At 37.5% G+C, this 14848-nt stretch carries 19 protein-coding genes; 9 read left to right on the top strand and 10 right to left on the bottom strand.

The annotated features are described in order from the left end of the window. Positions 1 to 318: 318 nt before the first annotated feature. Both ACE1MS_RS02280 and ACE1MS_RS02275 read right to left on the bottom strand, forming a co-directional pair. Positions 319 to 1626, bottom strand: a complete 1308-nt coding sequence (locus ACE1MS_RS02280; protein WP_012292706.1) for an HD domain-containing protein — start codon at positions 1624 to 1626, stop codon at positions 319 to 321. Positions 1627 to 1784: 158 nt separating this feature from the next. After that, the gene (locus ACE1MS_RS02275) at positions 1785 to 2012 is read right to left on the bottom strand and encodes a DUF1450 domain-containing protein (RefSeq protein WP_008179127.1); all 228 of its coding nucleotides are present in this window, start codon (positions 2010 to 2012) and stop codon (positions 1785 to 1787) included. A 237-nt stretch (positions 2013 to 2249) separates the two neighbouring features. Here ACE1MS_RS02275 and ACE1MS_RS02270 point away from each other — a divergent pair, with 237 nt between their 5' ends. Then, a complete protein-coding gene (locus tag ACE1MS_RS02270; RefSeq protein WP_025115432.1) occupies positions 2250 to 2900 on the top strand; it encodes an RsfA family transcriptional regulator in 651 nt (216 codons plus the stop codon). A 34-nt stretch (positions 2901 to 2934) separates the two neighbouring features. Here ACE1MS_RS02270 and ACE1MS_RS02265 read toward each other — a convergent pair whose 3' ends face one another. Further along, positions 2935 to 3771 (bottom strand): lipoate--protein ligase family protein, encoded by an 837-nt coding sequence (locus ACE1MS_RS02265; RefSeq protein ID WP_012292704.1) that lies wholly within the window; start codon positions 3769 to 3771, stop codon positions 2935 to 2937. Between the two features lie 155 nt (positions 3772 to 3926). Here ACE1MS_RS02265 and hemQ point away from each other — a divergent pair, with 155 nt between their 5' ends. Then, on the top strand, positions 3927 to 4676 hold the full coding sequence (gene hemQ, locus ACE1MS_RS02260; RefSeq protein ID WP_031418454.1) for a hydrogen peroxide-dependent heme synthase: 750 nt from the start codon (positions 3927 to 3929) through the stop codon (positions 4674 to 4676). Positions 4677 to 5061: 385 nt separating this feature from the next. Here the strand turns inward: hemQ and ACE1MS_RS02255 are convergent, their stop codons facing one another. Beyond that, the gene (locus tag ACE1MS_RS02255; protein ID WP_012292701.1) at positions 5062 to 5232 is read right to left on the bottom strand and encodes a hypothetical protein; all 171 of its coding nucleotides are present in this window, start codon (positions 5230 to 5232) and stop codon (positions 5062 to 5064) included. Between the two features lie 248 nt (positions 5233 to 5480). Between ACE1MS_RS02255 and ACE1MS_RS02250 the strand changes: the two genes are divergently transcribed. Both ACE1MS_RS02250 and gerQ read left to right on the top strand, forming a co-directional pair. Further along, on the top strand, positions 5481 to 5906 hold the full coding sequence (locus ACE1MS_RS02250) for a cell wall hydrolase (RefSeq protein ID WP_012292700.1): 426 nt from the start codon (positions 5481 to 5483) through the stop codon (positions 5904 to 5906). 22 nt (positions 5907 to 5928) lie between these two features. Then, complete coding sequence (gene gerQ / locus ACE1MS_RS02245) at positions 5929 to 6264, top strand: spore coat protein GerQ (RefSeq protein ID WP_008176019.1); 336 nt, start codon at positions 5929 to 5931, stop codon at positions 6262 to 6264. 75 nt (positions 6265 to 6339) lie between these two features. On the opposite strand, the gene ACE1MS_RS02240 is transcribed toward gerQ, so the two are convergent. The 5 genes from ACE1MS_RS02240 to ACE1MS_RS02220 all read right to left on the bottom strand — a co-directional run bounded on the left by ACE1MS_RS02240 (position 6340) and on the right by ACE1MS_RS02220 (position 9274). Continuing rightward, entirely contained in the window at positions 6340 to 7512 is a 1173-nt protein-coding gene (locus ACE1MS_RS02240) for a M20 family metallopeptidase (RefSeq protein WP_031418450.1), read from the bottom strand. Between the two features lie 155 nt (positions 7513 to 7667). After that, the gene (locus ACE1MS_RS02235) at positions 7668 to 8048 is read right to left on the bottom strand and encodes a DUF423 domain-containing protein (protein WP_012292698.1); all 381 of its coding nucleotides are present in this window, start codon (positions 8046 to 8048) and stop codon (positions 7668 to 7670) included. A 27-nt stretch (positions 8049 to 8075) separates the two neighbouring features. Next, positions 8076 to 8345, bottom strand: coding sequence for a YwdI family protein (locus ACE1MS_RS02230; protein WP_012292697.1), 270 nt, complete (start codon positions 8343 to 8345; stop codon positions 8076 to 8078). Further along, a complete protein-coding gene (locus ACE1MS_RS02225) occupies positions 8345 to 8521 on the bottom strand; it encodes a uracil-DNA glycosylase (protein WP_447402671.1) in 177 nt (58 codons plus the stop codon). The genes ACE1MS_RS02230 and ACE1MS_RS02225 overlap by 1 nt, the downstream gene beginning before the upstream one ends. Before the next feature lie 75 nt (positions 8522 to 8596). Continuing rightward, positions 8597 to 9274 carry a uracil-DNA glycosylase gene (locus ACE1MS_RS02220; RefSeq protein WP_031418449.1) on the bottom strand — a complete coding sequence of 226 codons (678 nt, stop codon included), beginning with the start codon at positions 9272 to 9274 and terminating at the stop codon, positions 8597 to 8599. Positions 9275 to 9448: 174 nt separating this feature from the next. Between ACE1MS_RS02220 and thiD the strand changes: the two genes are divergently transcribed. The 4 genes from thiD (at position 9449) to bshB2 (ending at position 12417) form a co-directional block, all read left to right on the top strand. After that, positions 9449 to 10279, top strand: a complete 831-nt coding sequence (gene thiD, locus ACE1MS_RS02215) for a bifunctional hydroxymethylpyrimidine kinase/phosphomethylpyrimidine kinase (protein WP_012292694.1) — start codon at positions 9449 to 9451, stop codon at positions 10277 to 10279. A gap of 266 nt (positions 10280 to 10545) precedes the next feature. After that, positions 10546 to 10827: a hypothetical protein gene (locus ACE1MS_RS02210; RefSeq protein ID WP_031418447.1), complete on the top strand. Its 282-nt coding sequence runs from the start codon at positions 10546 to 10548 to the stop codon at positions 10825 to 10827. Positions 10828 to 11363: 536 nt separating this feature from the next. Beyond that, positions 11364 to 11714, top strand: coding sequence for a YojF family protein (locus ACE1MS_RS02205; protein ID WP_336636588.1), 351 nt, complete (start codon positions 11364 to 11366; stop codon positions 11712 to 11714). Between the two features lie 13 nt (positions 11715 to 11727). Next, positions 11728 to 12417 carry a bacillithiol biosynthesis deacetylase BshB2 gene (gene bshB2, locus ACE1MS_RS02200; RefSeq protein WP_012292692.1) on the top strand — a complete coding sequence of 230 codons (690 nt, stop codon included), beginning with the start codon at positions 11728 to 11730 and terminating at the stop codon, positions 12415 to 12417. A gap of 47 nt (positions 12418 to 12464) precedes the next feature. On the opposite strand, the gene ACE1MS_RS02195 is transcribed toward bshB2, so the two are convergent. Further along, on the bottom strand, positions 12465 to 13208 hold the full coding sequence (locus ACE1MS_RS02195; protein ID WP_012292691.1) for a TerC family protein: 744 nt from the start codon (positions 13206 to 13208) through the stop codon (positions 12465 to 12467). 335 nt (positions 13209 to 13543) lie between these two features. On the opposite strand from ACE1MS_RS02195, the gene ilvA reads away from it, so the two are divergent. Next, a complete protein-coding gene (ilvA, locus tag ACE1MS_RS02190) occupies positions 13544 to 14806 on the top strand; it encodes a threonine ammonia-lyase IlvA (RefSeq protein ID WP_012292690.1) in 1263 nt (420 codons plus the stop codon). Positions 14807 to 14848: the final 42 nt, after the last annotated feature.

The raw sequence follows: 14848 nt of genomic DNA, 5'->3' as shown, positions 1-14848 counted from the left end.
TTCCTTTCATTTTCAGATAAAGCCTGCCACAAACAATGGTTTCTCTCCTCCCTGAAATTAACTTGTCATTCTTGTGAATAAAAGCCAAATTGTATCCTAACATAGGACATAAGAATTAACAAATTATAAACTCCCCTTCATTTTATTTTAGAAGCATTACTTTTGTGACGCATATAAAAATAAACATCACCACCTTTTATCATTTTTGATACATTATAACTACAAGCGCTGAACAAATTCTAAACAATCATCTAAACATACAAAAAAAGCAGTAAACATCGCTCCTTTGAACGTGTTTACTGCTTTCTATTTCATATTTTATTTTCCGTCTTTTCCTAACAAGGTTAATATTCTCCGTTTAACGGTCGCGTGCGTAGAATCATCTTCTAAAAAATCTAAAGGAAAATATATTTTATGGTCCCTCTTCATCCGTCCTGAAATAGAATCAACAATAATTGATTCACGTGAAAGCTCACGTAGCTCACCATTTTTCATTTCTAAGAAAATCGGCACGCGTACTTCCTCTTCACCAGGTCTGTAAAAATCATAGGGCAAATCAGCCGTTGTATCATGAACAAGATAGTAGTCTGGGTTCAAGTTTGCCTCTTTGAAAAGTTCCTGTAGTTTTTGATATTTATCAAGCTCGACACCAGGATCTAAATCAATGTATTGGAATAGCTTGCGATTAACAAAGCGGCGACTTAAATCACTTAGAATCGTATCTTCCTCTTGCATCCATAGTTGAAAATATGTAAAAAGAATACTCTCATCTAAGGCAAGGTAATCTTCGAGCGTAATTGCATTACGGAAAAATGCTAGGAAGTGAGTAGGTTCATGCTTAAATGTATAACCTTCCAAACTTAATTGTTTTACTCGTTTTAAAATTTTATTTAAAATAACCTCTGCACTACGTGACACAGGATGGAAGTAAATTTGCAAGTACATTTGATAGCGGCTCATAATATAATCCTCTACTGCATGCATACCTGTTGCTTTTATGACCACTTGGTTTTTGCGAGGACGCATCACTCTTAAAATCCGTTCCATATCAAAGTGACCATAACTAACTCCAGTAAAATAAGCATCACGTTGTAGGTAATCCATACGATCCGCATCAATTTGGCTTGAAATTAAGCTAATAACTTGTTTGTTTGGATATGTCTTTCCTATTACTTGAGATACCTTTTCAGGAAAATCAGCTGCCACTTTTTTCAGCACAGCATTTACTTCTGTATCACCCAATAAAATTTGTCTTGTATAATATTCATGATCCAGTTCAAAGACATTTTCAAAGGCATGTGAGAATGGCCCATGTCCTAAATCGTGTAAGAGCGCCGCACATAGCACTAAAAGTCGTTCACCTTCATCCCAATCAGCACGGCCAACAAAGATATCATCCACTATACGACGTACAATTTCATATACACCAAGTGAATGACTAAAGCGGCTGTGTTCTGCCCCATGAAAGACTAAAAATGTGGTACCAAGCTGACGAATTCTACGTAAACGCTGAAATTCTCTTGTACCTACTAAATCCCATATCACCTGATCCCTTACATGCACATAACGGTGAACAGGGTCTTTAAATACCTTTTCTTCTTGTAATTTAGCGTTTGCATATGTCATTTGTATAGCACCCCCATTTTGTTATAGTTCTATTATATGCGATAAATCTAGGACTAGCATACTTATTCACATTTTTCTATAGATACTTACAACCTTTTTATTTCTATTGCTATAAATGAACAAAAAGCTTTCTCCAACAAGTAGAGACAGCTTTTTGTTTACTTATTCTTTAATTTTGTTAAAACCTTTTCCATTAGTTCTTCTTCGGTTAATGCAGCAACAGGGCGGCTATTTACAAAGGTAAATGTTTTTTTGCGTCCTGGACCACAATAAGAATGACAGCCAATTTCGATGGTTGCATCAGGATCGATTTCCTTTAATTTTGGAATTAACGTTTTTAAGTTAACGGCCTGACATTCATCGCAAACTTTAAATTCGTTTGCCATTTTGTCAACAACCCTTTCTATATAGTATTTTTCAAACAAAAAATCGCTCGCTCTATGGAACGCATGACCTTCACATATTTAAGTATGCAGCATACGTACAAACCTACAACGGGTATTGTATCGTACTTTTCCCCTTCTATTCAAGCATAATTCCTTTTACATAGATGAATAAAAGGTTAAAAGATTGGTCATGCTAGTCTTAAATAACAAGTACCAAAAAAGGTGGAGGTTTTTAATATGAGTAAAATAAGACAAGATGCTTGGCTAGAAGAAAATGATGAATTGTTAGCAGAGGCGGTAATTCGTCACGTAACGGAGGGGAGTACACAGCTAAATGCCTTTGAAGAAGCTGGTGATGCGTTAAATCGTACTGCTGCAGCCTGTGGTTTCCGTTGGAATGCTGTTGTTCGTAAAGAATATGAAGAACAATTAGCTGAAGCTAAAAAAGAAAGAAAAGAAAGAATGCGAGTGTTAGGAGCTCCTGCAAGACGTCGCACTTCTAGTATGTTTACAGTGAATAGTAGTGCTGCAGAAGGAAAATCAATTCCGCTATCTGCTCTTTCTCTTGATATTGTTATAGCTTATTTACTGCGTTTACAGCATTCTGGTGAAGTAGGCAATGAATCTTCAAAATGGAGACAGCTTGTCCATGTAACATCTGAGAAAAATAAAAAACTAGAGAAAACTATTACAAAGCTAGAAGAAGAAAATCGAGCAATTCGCAAAGATTATGAACAATTCGTTCAAATTATGAATCGTGCTAGACGACTTGTTACGTTAGATGAAGAGGAAGAACGTGTTGCACCTGTTTTTAAAATGGAGAAAAACGGAAATCTAGTAGTAAGTAGTTCTAATTTCCAGCCTGAAAATGGCGATGCGCTTAATTAGCAGCATCGCCTTTTTTATGTTTGTTAATATCAGTCTATTCATGTCGTTCTAGCATTTTAGCATTTCGCTCAAAAACACGCTTTAAATAGAAACCATATAACGTTAATTCTTCGTCATGAAAAGATTCTGGATGTACTTCACCAGCTAAGCGATGAAGTAATTGCTGTAGACGAATAACGACTCCCTCTACAGTTAAGTGTAGATCGACAAGCTCCGATAATGATGCCATGACTTCGGGAACTATTTGTGGATAATTAAATTTCGTCTCTTCCTGTTGTAAGCTTTCCTCATAAAAATCACGAATGAGTGCAGCACGCTGTGAGCCGCTACCTTCTATACATAAATAGATTTGCACAGCTACACCTTGGCGTAAACGTCTTTGTGAAATTCCCGCAAACTTTTTCCCTTCAATACTTAGATCATACGAACCTGGGCAATATGAGCCTACAATTTCATAGGCTTCAATCTTCTCTGCCACCTCTGGAAACAAACCTTTAACGAGGTCAACCATCACATCATAGCCATCATTTATACTTAATGAATCCATTTGTTCAGATAATACAATAGAAATGTTTAAAATTCCTTCATCAAGGACAACGGCTAATCCACCAGAGTTCCGAACGATAGGTTGATAACCTCTTGATTCTAGTAAATCCATTCCCTGCTGTACATATGGTAAACGATGATCTTGGATACCAAGCACAACGGATGCCTCATGGACCCACGTCCGAATAGTTGGGGGTGATACTAATTGTCCAACTAGTTGACACAGCGTATCATCAGTGGCAAAGGATTCTAACGGAGATCGCTGCTTTGCACTAATTGATTGATCATAATAACGCCAAATTGGCTGCTGTAAAATACTTTTCATATTGGTGCTCCTCTAATTCCATCTCTACTCTTTAGCATACATCATCTATAGTTGGTGTCAAATTCGTGAAAAACATTCATGAACTTAGGGAATTTGCACAAACTATGATAAACTAATTTTGAATGGTATTCACTTATAAAGGAGTGTTTTCAATAATGAATGAAGCAGCAATTACGTTAGATGGATGGTACGCTTTACATGATTTTCGCTCAATTGATTGGGCTTCATGGAAGCTCGTTTCTGCTGAAGAACGTCAAGCAGCAGTAGAAGAATTTCTTGCTTATTTAGAGAAATTAAATGAAGCAGATATTGCTAAAACAGGTGCTCATGCCTTCTATGCAATCGTTGGTCAAAAGGCTGACTTTATGATTATGACATTGCGTGAAACGATGGATGAGCTACAAGAGCTTGAAGCAGAATTTAATAAATTAGCCATTGCTGATTTTACAATTCCTACATATTCTTATGTATCTGTTGTTGAGCTTTCAAACTATTTAGCTGGCGAATCAAATGAAGACCCATACCAAAATCCACATGTACGTGCACGTCTATACCCTGAGCTTCCTCGCTCTAAATATGTATGCTTCTATCCTATGGATAAACGCCGTCAAGGAAATGATAACTGGTACATGCTATCAATGGATGAGCGCAAATCATTAATGCGTTCTCACGGCATGATTGGTCGCGGTTATGCAGGTAAAGTAAAGCAAATTATTACAGGCTCTGTTGGCTTTGATGATCACGAATGGGGCGTAACATTATTTGCTGATGACGTTTTACAATTTAAAAAATTAGTGTATGAAATGCGCTTTGATGAAGTTTCTGCTCGCTACGGTGAGTTTGGCGCATTCTTCGTCGGAAACCTACTTGATAACGATAAATTAGTTACATTCTTAACGGTTTAATAATTACAATTAAAAATGTTAAAATGCGAGTCCCCAGTGAGGACTCGCATTTTAAATTTCATTTTCCTCCGCATTTTCGGATTCAAATATTAATATGATAGTATGAATAAAAAATCCGGTAAGTATCATCAGAAAAACCAAATACCAATTATAGGGTTGATGGTAGTATTCTGCTATCCCGACTGCCATAAAGGCACTAATAATTATTGCTACAAACATACTAAAAATACGCATTGTAACGCTCCTTCATGAATGCAAAAATAAATTCAACATTAGTATGTCTCGGAACAACGTTACTATACGGGCCAAGCTAAATTAGCTATAAAAATAAGAAAATGTCACCCCTCTGCGATGACACTTCCTTAATCCATGAATTTATTTTTTCTTAAGAGCTTTCATCCTTTACTTTTAAAATTAAGATGACCATTTGTATAAAAAAACCTGTCACAATAATTAAAATAAATAGATACCAATGGAGCGGCTGTCCATAAAACGCTCCTAGTAAAAAGGCTAGGACCGCGCTTAGTAATATACCAAACCATACCCCAATTTCCATAAATAGAATCACCTCACATGTATGGACTACACATGCAAATTACTGATTTCCTATTCCCCTATTTATATCTTTTTCTATTTACCCAATTTTTCATAAAAAGTATCTAACATGAATGGCTTTCAGATTATTTTTTACGGACTTGTCGTTATTACTACTGTATGCATAGTACCTTTGTTGTGTGAATTTCTTTCTTCAGAAAATTGAACATGTCTACAATACCATCATGCATATACTGACAGCGAGGAGGTATGAAAATCGCTGTTATTAAGACGAATGATGCCCAGACAGCCCTGCTAGCAAGGCTTATGCGTGCCGAGGCAGAAGGCGAAGGTGAGTTAGGCATGCTGATGGTTGGGAATGTTGGCGTTAATCGTGTAAGGGGGGATTGTTTAGATTTTGGTAATATTCGAACAATTGAACAGATGGTTTATCAACGTCCAGGTGGCTTTGAAGCAACTCAAAAAAGTTATTTTTATCAACGAGCACGTGATCAAGATATCCGGTTAGCCAAAAGAGTAATTCAAGGTGAGAGATTCCATCCAGCTAACCGTTCCTTGTGGTTTTTCATGCCTGCGGGTGATTGTCCTGCACAATGGTATGGCCAATGGAATACAGGCAGATACAAATCTCATTGCTTCTTCTCGCCAACTGAAGAAGATTGTCCTCAAATTTAAAAAGAAAGTAGGTTGATTATTGATGATGCCTTATTATTGGACACCAACAACGCAACAACAAATGACTCCTCCTCCAGTCACAATCCCGACCGGACGACCGCCTGGCCGTGAAGAGTCCTATATAGAAAATATTTTACGGTTGAATCGCGGAAAACCAGCTACCTTCCATTTTTCTTTTGAGCATGCAGTGGAACAAGGAAAAAACACAAAAACTGTACGTGGTGTGGTAGAAGCTGCTGGACGAGATCATGTTATCATTCGTGAACTTAAATCCAATCACCGCTTCTTATTCCCAATGATTTACTTTGATTTCGCTGAATATGATGAAGAAATGGCCTATTTTAACCAAAATCCATAAGAGCAATCATGTGTCTTAAAAATCCGCAATACTCTCACTGACAACCGTCGATGAGAGTATGCGGATTTTTATTTTTTAATCTTTTAAATATTCCAATGTAGCTTTACCTAAAGTTTTAGCAGCTATAAGCATTGCGCGTTCGTCAAAATCAAAGCGTGCGTGATGATGTGGATAAGCCGTTTCCCATTCTGGACTTTTCGCACCTGTGAAGAAGAATGTACCAGGTACTTTTTCTAAATAATAAGCAAAATCCTCTCCAACCATAAATGGTGGACAAGTTTTCACTTGCTCTACGCCTGGGACAGTTGACGCTAGCTGTGCCACAAACTCAGTTTCCTTCTGATGATTATAAACAGGTGGATAACCCCTAGTATAACGATATTCATAACTTGCACCAAAGGCTAGACAAGTAGCGTTTAGAACTGCTTCTAGTTCCTGCTCCATCTGTGTACGCACATCTTCCTCAAAGGTGCGAATTGTTCCTGCCAATTTAACACGATCAGCAATAACATTAAACGGATTAATCGCCTCGAAATGACCAATTGTTAAAACAGCTGACTTTAATGGATCAATACGTCGCGAGATAAGTTGTTGTGCGCTGATTACAAACTGTGAAGCAAGAGTAACCGCATCAATGGAGTGATGTGGTTCGGCACCATGTCCACCCTTCCCTTGAATGGCAATTTCTACTTTGTCCGCAGCTGCCATAATAGCGCCATCTTTCACTAAAATTTCCCCTATTGGAGTGGGAGCCCATAGATGAGTACCAAAAATAACATCTACACCATCTAAGCACCCATCCTCTATCATCGGCTTTGCCCCACCTGGCGCCACCTCTTCAGCGTGCTGATGAATAAATATAATATTGCCTGTAATTTCAGATTTCATATGATTGAGTGCTTTAGCTAATCCTAGTAATGTTGCTGTATGACCATCATGTCCACAAGCATGCATTTTACCAGCAACCTTTGATTTAAAGGGTATATCATTTTCTTCTTGGATCGCTAATGCATCAAAATCAGCGCGTAACGCCACAGTTTTTCCTGGCCTTGCACCGCGTAGCAGCGCTACTACACCTCTTCCACCTACCCCTTCACGTACCTCATGACCCAATTTTTTATGATAGGCAGCTATATAGGCTGGTGTCTCCACTTCTTCAAAGGATAGTTCAGGATACTCGTGCAAATGACGACGAATCCCTACCATTTCTTCATAATTTTCATCTAATAATGTAAATAGCTTTTCCATCCTACACAACCTCTCTTTTTGTATTTTCGAAATATTGCAAGTAATAGTAGTAGTGTACTATAAATTCTTACAAAAAGAATAGGATTTAAATCGTATTCTTACAAAATAAAGAAAAAACTCTCCTACAAATCATGTAAGAGAGTCATAATTTAAAATTAACGAGCATGTTTTAAAGCCGATAAAATAATAAGTATCCACCCAATTAAAAATAGAACACCACCGATTGGTGTAATTGCGCCCAATACTTTTATACCACTAATCGCTAGTACATATAAGCTACCTGAAAAGAAGACAATCCCAAGGTTAAAGAAAATTCCTGCCAAATTTAATTGCTTCACTTCACCAAATAATTTGGAACTCATTAATAATCCGATTACCAACAAACCAGTAGCATGGAACATTTGATATTGAACAGCCGTCTCCCAAATACCTCGACTATAATCATCTAAAATTTCTTTTAAAGCATGTGCACCAAAGGCACCAAAGGCTACTGCTAATAGGCCGTGAAGAGCCCCTGTCACGATAAATTTTTTCATTGCTCGTTACCCTACCTTTAATATTGTTTAAAAATCAAAAATTGAATCACCATTTGCTCCATCTTCTTCAACTTTGGATGTAGATAAACTTGGTAGCTTCATCTCTGATCCAAGCATTTGTGGTAAATGCTTAGAAGGTGGCGTGATAGATGGCGTATTACCAGGAGAATCTAACACCACATCACATAATGCACGAATGGCTGTAAGAGCTTCGCGGATCTGCTGATCATTCCCTGCATTTTTTGCACCAGATAATTGTTTTTCAAGTTGTTGTATAACGGCTTGATAAGGAATCATTACATTCTCCTACTTTCTACTTTTGGTACAAATTTTAAACATTCCATACCTGAGGATTGTTTCACGACAACGGATGGAATTTGCTTTGTTTTAAAGCCATATGCGACACAGGCACGTGGAGTTTGAGGGTCCCAGGTTACTTTAAAAAATTGACATTGAAAACAATTCGCCTTCATCGTTGTCCCTCTCTTTCTTCTATTCTAACTGTATCACGATTTATGTAGTGTATAAAGTAAACGATTTGTGCCAATCTATGCTAAACACCAATCTATTGGTCGTTTATCCCATTCCACTAATTGTTGGTTAATCTTTGAATAAGGTTTACTACCAAAAAATCCTCGATAAGCACTTAACGGGCTAGGATGTGGTGCTTCTAATATGACATGGGGCGTTGCATGTTTACAAATTAATTGTTTTTTTCGCTGCGCTGGTTTACCCCATAGTACAAAAATAAGTGGCTCCTCTCTTGCGGCTAGTTTATCGATAACCGCATCAGTGAACTGCTCCCAGCCTTGATCTTTATGGGAATTCGCCTGTCCTGCTCGTACAGTAAGCACTGTATTCAAAAGCATGACACCTTGTTCTGCCCACTTCGTCAAGGTCCCATCTTGAGGAATAGGACAGCCTAGATCATCTTGTAGTTCTTGTAACATATTTCGTAAGCTAGGTGGATGCGGGATACCTGGCTTGACTGAAAAGCTTAAGCCATGTGCTTGATTAGGACCATGGTATGGGTCTTGTCCTAAAATAATGACCTTCACATCTTGATAAGCTGTTGTATAAAATGCATTCATCACATCCTGCATGGGCGGATAAATAGTTTGCGTTGAATATTCATTAGCAATAAATTGACGTAGCGCATGATAGTATGGTTTTTCTAACTCGTCTGCAAGTATTTCTTGCCAATCATTCGGGAATACTTGTTTCATTGTCCTTTAAGCCCCTTTCTTTTCTTACAACGGTACAAAAAACCAACCTTGAATTCAAGCCTCAGTTCAAACTGACCATTTAAAATTATCTAATTCTGACTATTTTTATAGAATCAGAATAAGACTATACTAAATGGTAATTTTAACACTCTCAACAATAAAGGAGATCTTTTCATGACTCTAAAAAAAACATTAACAATTGCTGGTTCAGATACATCCGGTGGCGCAGGTATGCAAGCCGATCTTAAAACATTTCAAGAGCACGGTACGTACGGTATGGTGGCATTAACAGTTGTTGTAACAATGGACCCGAATGGTTGGACACACAATGTTACACCATTACCAACTGAACTTTTACAAAAACAAATCGATACTGCTCTTTCAACAGGAATTGATGCTATCAAAACTGGCATGCTATCTACGGAAGAAATTATTCGTCTAGCTGGAGAAGCTATTGCAACATCAGGTACTACAAATGTTGTCATTGATCCCGTTATGATTTGTAAAGGTGACGATGAAGTTCTAAATCCTGGCAATACAGATGCAATGATACAACATCTTTTACCATTAGCAGCAGTCACAACTCCAAATCTTTTTGAAGCTGGTCAATTGGCTGGTACAGGTACTCCAAAAACGATTGATGAAATGAAAACAGCCGCACGAAAAATCCATGAACTAGGAGCTAAAGCTGTAGTCATTAAAGGCGGGAAAGCATTAGCCACTGAAAAAGCAACAGATCTATTCTTCGATGGACAAACATTCTATTTATTAGAATCTGAAAAAGTCGCTTCTACAAATAACCATGGGGCAGGCTGTACTTTTGCTGCTTCTGTTACTGCAAATCTGGCAAATGGACGGTCTGTTATGGATTCTGTTATTGAAGCAAAAGAGTTTGTATCCGCAGCCATTGCACATGGTTGGGCTCTTAACGATTACGTTGGTCCTGTCATGCATGGTGCAAAATCCCGCTTTGGTGCTCCACAAGTAACAGTGACTGAAATATAACCATGTGAACGGGATGTCTCAAAGATAGAGACATCCCTTTTTACACAAGGGAGGTTTCTAAGTCACCTCAGCCATACTCACATCCAGTAACTCGCTGAAAATATTACCTAACACTATGAGAAAAAAACGTAATTATTTAAATACCACTACTACAAAACAAATAATGCGTTATTTTCTAGAGTTTTTGCTGACTAAAGATAAAAAATCGGACAAGATACGTTAGGACTTCATCCCCCATATATTAGCTTTAGATGGGAGGGAAAAAAATGAAAAAACATAAGGCAGAGAACTTAACTGAAGAATCAGGTTTATTAGCTGGAGAAATAACCTCTTCAAAAGTAGAAGTACTAGCTTCCATTGTCTTAACACTCGGCTACTCATTGTCCACCCTCGCCACAATAATGGCACTTCAGGAGGAAGAAGAACTAGCACAAGAAAAAAAGACCGAAAATCAAGATCAAAATCTATATATGAGACAAATGTTTAAACAGTTGCAAAATGTCAATAATCGTTTAGAAACGATCGAAAGAAAGCTTAATCGGTTCTAACCAATACATAGCCTATCCGTAATTTTAATAAAAAACCGCGAATCTCCGTCATAAAGAGAAACGCGGTTTTTATTATACTATGATAATGAGCTTCATTCTTCTCCCTATTCTACAGCACAATCTGAGATGCTGAAGGAACGTCATCTATTGTACCAAGATAGAATTCGTTTTTACCTAGTTTTGCCATCCTTTAGCATTTTGTGCTGTCTACACACGATTTAGGAAGAAGCTATGGTTGCAATATCTTTCAGGTGTGAAACCGTATACAAAACGACACATTTTGTACATATTTTTTCACACCCCTTATATTGATACATTACAATAATTTTTTCAAGAATATTGCTTGGAAACTTGTCATAGATTAATAGTTAATGATTCATCTTGCCCTGATTTAGAATTAGATTAATCTAGATGAAATTATGTGGGAGGGATGTAAGTTACACAAATCATTAATTTGTACGTATGAAGCAATCAATTTCCCTTTGCTAATTTTTTTTACTATACTTAAAGGAGAAATGATCGAGAGGAGTGTTAAGATGCAAGAAGTACAAGTAGAGACGTTGCAAGAAGTACTAAATTCTTTTGCCAACAAAGACGTTTATATTCATCTTGAGACGACAAACGGATCTTATGCAGCACATTATGATGAAAAGTTCTTTAATGCAGGTGCCTTTATACGCAACGCAAAAATTAATTATGAACTTGCTAAAGTTGTAGACAAGACACCTCATCGTGTTGGATTAAAATTACCTCATGGCTGGGTTTATGCACAAGGTATTACTCATTATGAATTAGATGATTTAGGCCGTTTATTAATGGCTGGATTAGATTACTCTGGAAAATTGGCGATTGCGCTTGAAATAAGTGAAACGCCATTTACTTACTAAGGGGGACGACTCTTTGAATTTACAACCACAACGTCATATTTTAATTGTGTACCCTCACCCAGATGATGAGGCTTTTTCAGTTGCTGGCACGATTGCCTACTATACAAAAAAAATGAATACACCTGTTACATATGCCTGCTTAACATTAGGTGAAATGGGCCGTAATTTAGGTAATCCTCCCTTTGCAACGCGCGAATCATTACCAGAAATACGTCGTAAAGAATTAATTGCAGCCGTTGAAGCAATGGGTATTCAAGATTTACGTATGATGGGTCTTCGTGATAAAACAATCGAATTTGAAGACGATGAGAAGATGGTGAAGCTGGTAGAAGGTTTAATTGAAGAGCTAATGCCTTCATTAATTATTACGTTCCTACCTGGTTTTGCAGTACATCCAGATCATGAAGCAACCGCACGTGCTGTCGTTGAAGCTGTACGTCGCATGCCTAAGGCTGCACGTCCGCAAGTATTTGGCTGTGCCTTCGCAAACGATACTATTGAAAAAAATGGCGAACCTCATGTGGTCTATGATATTCGCGAAATGCGAATGGATAAATTACAAGCTTTACAGGCACACGCATCACAAACTGGTTGGATGATGCAAGAAACAGAAAAACGCATTGATGATGGTGAACCGATGAGCGAGAGCTGGCTAAATGTTGAAAGATTCTACATTATTGATCCTGATAAATATGTAAAATAAATAAAAGGTTCTGTCCTCTTATGATTGGAGAACAGAGCCTCATTTTATTAGGTAGATTTTACTTTATTTACTTTATGCACGATAAACGTGATGGAAAAGGCAATCAATAAAAACAGGAAGAAAAAATAATGAGGTATATGAAGATTAACAACACTTACTAACATTTTTAACCCTATTACCCCAATAATGATGAAAGCAGTTGCTTCTAGCTCAGGTACTTTTTCGATCATAATTAAAAATACACCCGCTATTGTTCTCATCATTAAGATTCCTAACATACCTCCAATTAAAAGCACCCATACTTGATCTGAAACAGCAAAGGCAGCAAATATTGAATCAATAGAAAAAGCAATATCCATCAGCTCTACGGAAATAACTGTTGCCCAAAAGGTCCCAAAGAAACGAACCATCAAGCCTGATTTTTTTACCACCTTCACACTATCCTCATTTCCAATTTGAAGAAAATGAGCGATACAAAGCCATCCTAAATACAACGCTCCTAACACTTTAATAAACCAAAACTCTACAAGATAAACCCCTATTCCAATAAATAAAAATCTAAAAAAGTAGGCTCCTAGCATCCCATACATTAAAGCTCGTTTTCGTTGCTTATCCGGCAAATGTTTGACAAGTACTGCTAATACAAGTGCATTATCTGCTGATAGCAATCCTTCAATAATAATTAAGGAAAATATTAGTCCCCAGGATACAGGGTCCACTAATACTTCCTTCCACATTGCCCAATCAAAAAACTGACTATATGTAGATAGAATTCCTTGAATGATTTCCACTGCTTACCCTCCCACTTGTCCTAAGCTAATCTAGTATATGCTTGACCAATTTTGATATGAAAATTGTATTTTTTTGATCAAAGATATTGTGGACACCCCTCTAAAAAGAGCTCTTTTTTAAACGTGATTTGCTAGTAGGAGCACTATCATAGAAGTGATATATGACCGTGTTTGATACCTTTTTTGATATAAAAAGTATGTTGAATTAAGATAAAACGCTTACATAACAAAATGGACACGGAAAATTTAGAATTTACTAAAAATTAAGTCCAAAAAGCAAATAAAGTGTGCTATCATAGATAAATGTTTTAAACGTAAAATGGAGGATGAATACTATGGAAGTTGCTGATACTAGAACCGTGCAAGTGGAGAATGTTCTCATTGCACACCATTTTTTAAAAGACGTAGTTGTGCATACACCTCTACAAAGAAACGACTATTTATCAGAGAAATATGGTGCAAATATTTATTTTAAACGCGAGGATTTACAACATGTACGCTCATTCAAGCTTCGTGGCGCCTATTATAAAATTAAAAAAATCGAGGAAGAAGCGCGCAATGTTGGCGTTGTTTGTGCCAGCGCAGGCAACCACGCACAGGGTGTAGCTTATGCCTGTGCCCAATTAAAAATTCAAGCTAGCATTTTTATGCCTCAAACTACACCTAAGCAAAAAATAGACCAAGTGCGTATGTTTGGACGTGAGTATGTGGAAATTATTTTAGCGGGTGATACGTTCGATGACTCTGCTGAAAGCGCACTAAGCTTCTGTGAAGAACAAGGTAAAATCTTCATTCATCCATTTGACGATTTCGATGTTATTGCTGGGCAAGGAACTGTGGCGGTAGAAATCATGAATGATATGGAAGAGCCAATCGACTACGTTTTTGGCAGTATCGGTGGTGGTGGCTTAATGTCTGGTGTTTCTGCCTATATTAAAAACCTTTCTCCATCTAGCAAAATTATTGGTGTAGAGCCTGCCGGTGCTGGCAGTATGAAGGCTGCCTTTGCTGAAGGTGGCACAGTTGCTCTTGATTGGATTGACAAATTTGTCGATGGAGCTGCTGTAAAGTGTGTCGGTCATCATACTTATGATGTTTGTCGCCGTTATTTAGATGACATTATTCTTGTACCTGAAGGAAAAGTATGTACAACCATTTTAGATTTGTATAATAAGCATGCGATTATTGCTGAGCCTGCCGGTGCATTGTCAGTCGCAGCTCTTGATTTTTATAAAGAAGAAATCAAAGGAAAGTCTGTCGTAGTTATCATCAGTGGTGGGAATAACGATATTGGCCGTATGCAGGAAATTAAAGAAAAGTCTCTTATTCATGAAGGTTTACTTTACTACTTCATCGTTAGCTTCCCTCAACGGGCAGGCGCACTTCGTCAATTCCTAACTAGCGTACTCGGTCCTAATGATGATATTACTACCTTTGAATATACTAAGAAAAACAATAAAGAAAGCGGCCCTGCTCTAGTGGGTATTGAGCTCGGCGATCGATCGGATTACGAGGGATTACTAGCGAGAATGAATGAGTTTGGCTTCAAATATAAAGAAGTTAACAATGATATTCAGCTATTTGGCCTACTCGTCTAAAAGAAGGAGTCTCACTTTTAGCAAGTGAGGCTTTTTCTATGT

The organism is Lysinibacillus sp. fkY74-1 (assembly GCF_053165895.1).
This window is presented reverse-complemented; position numbering and strand designations above follow the sequence as displayed.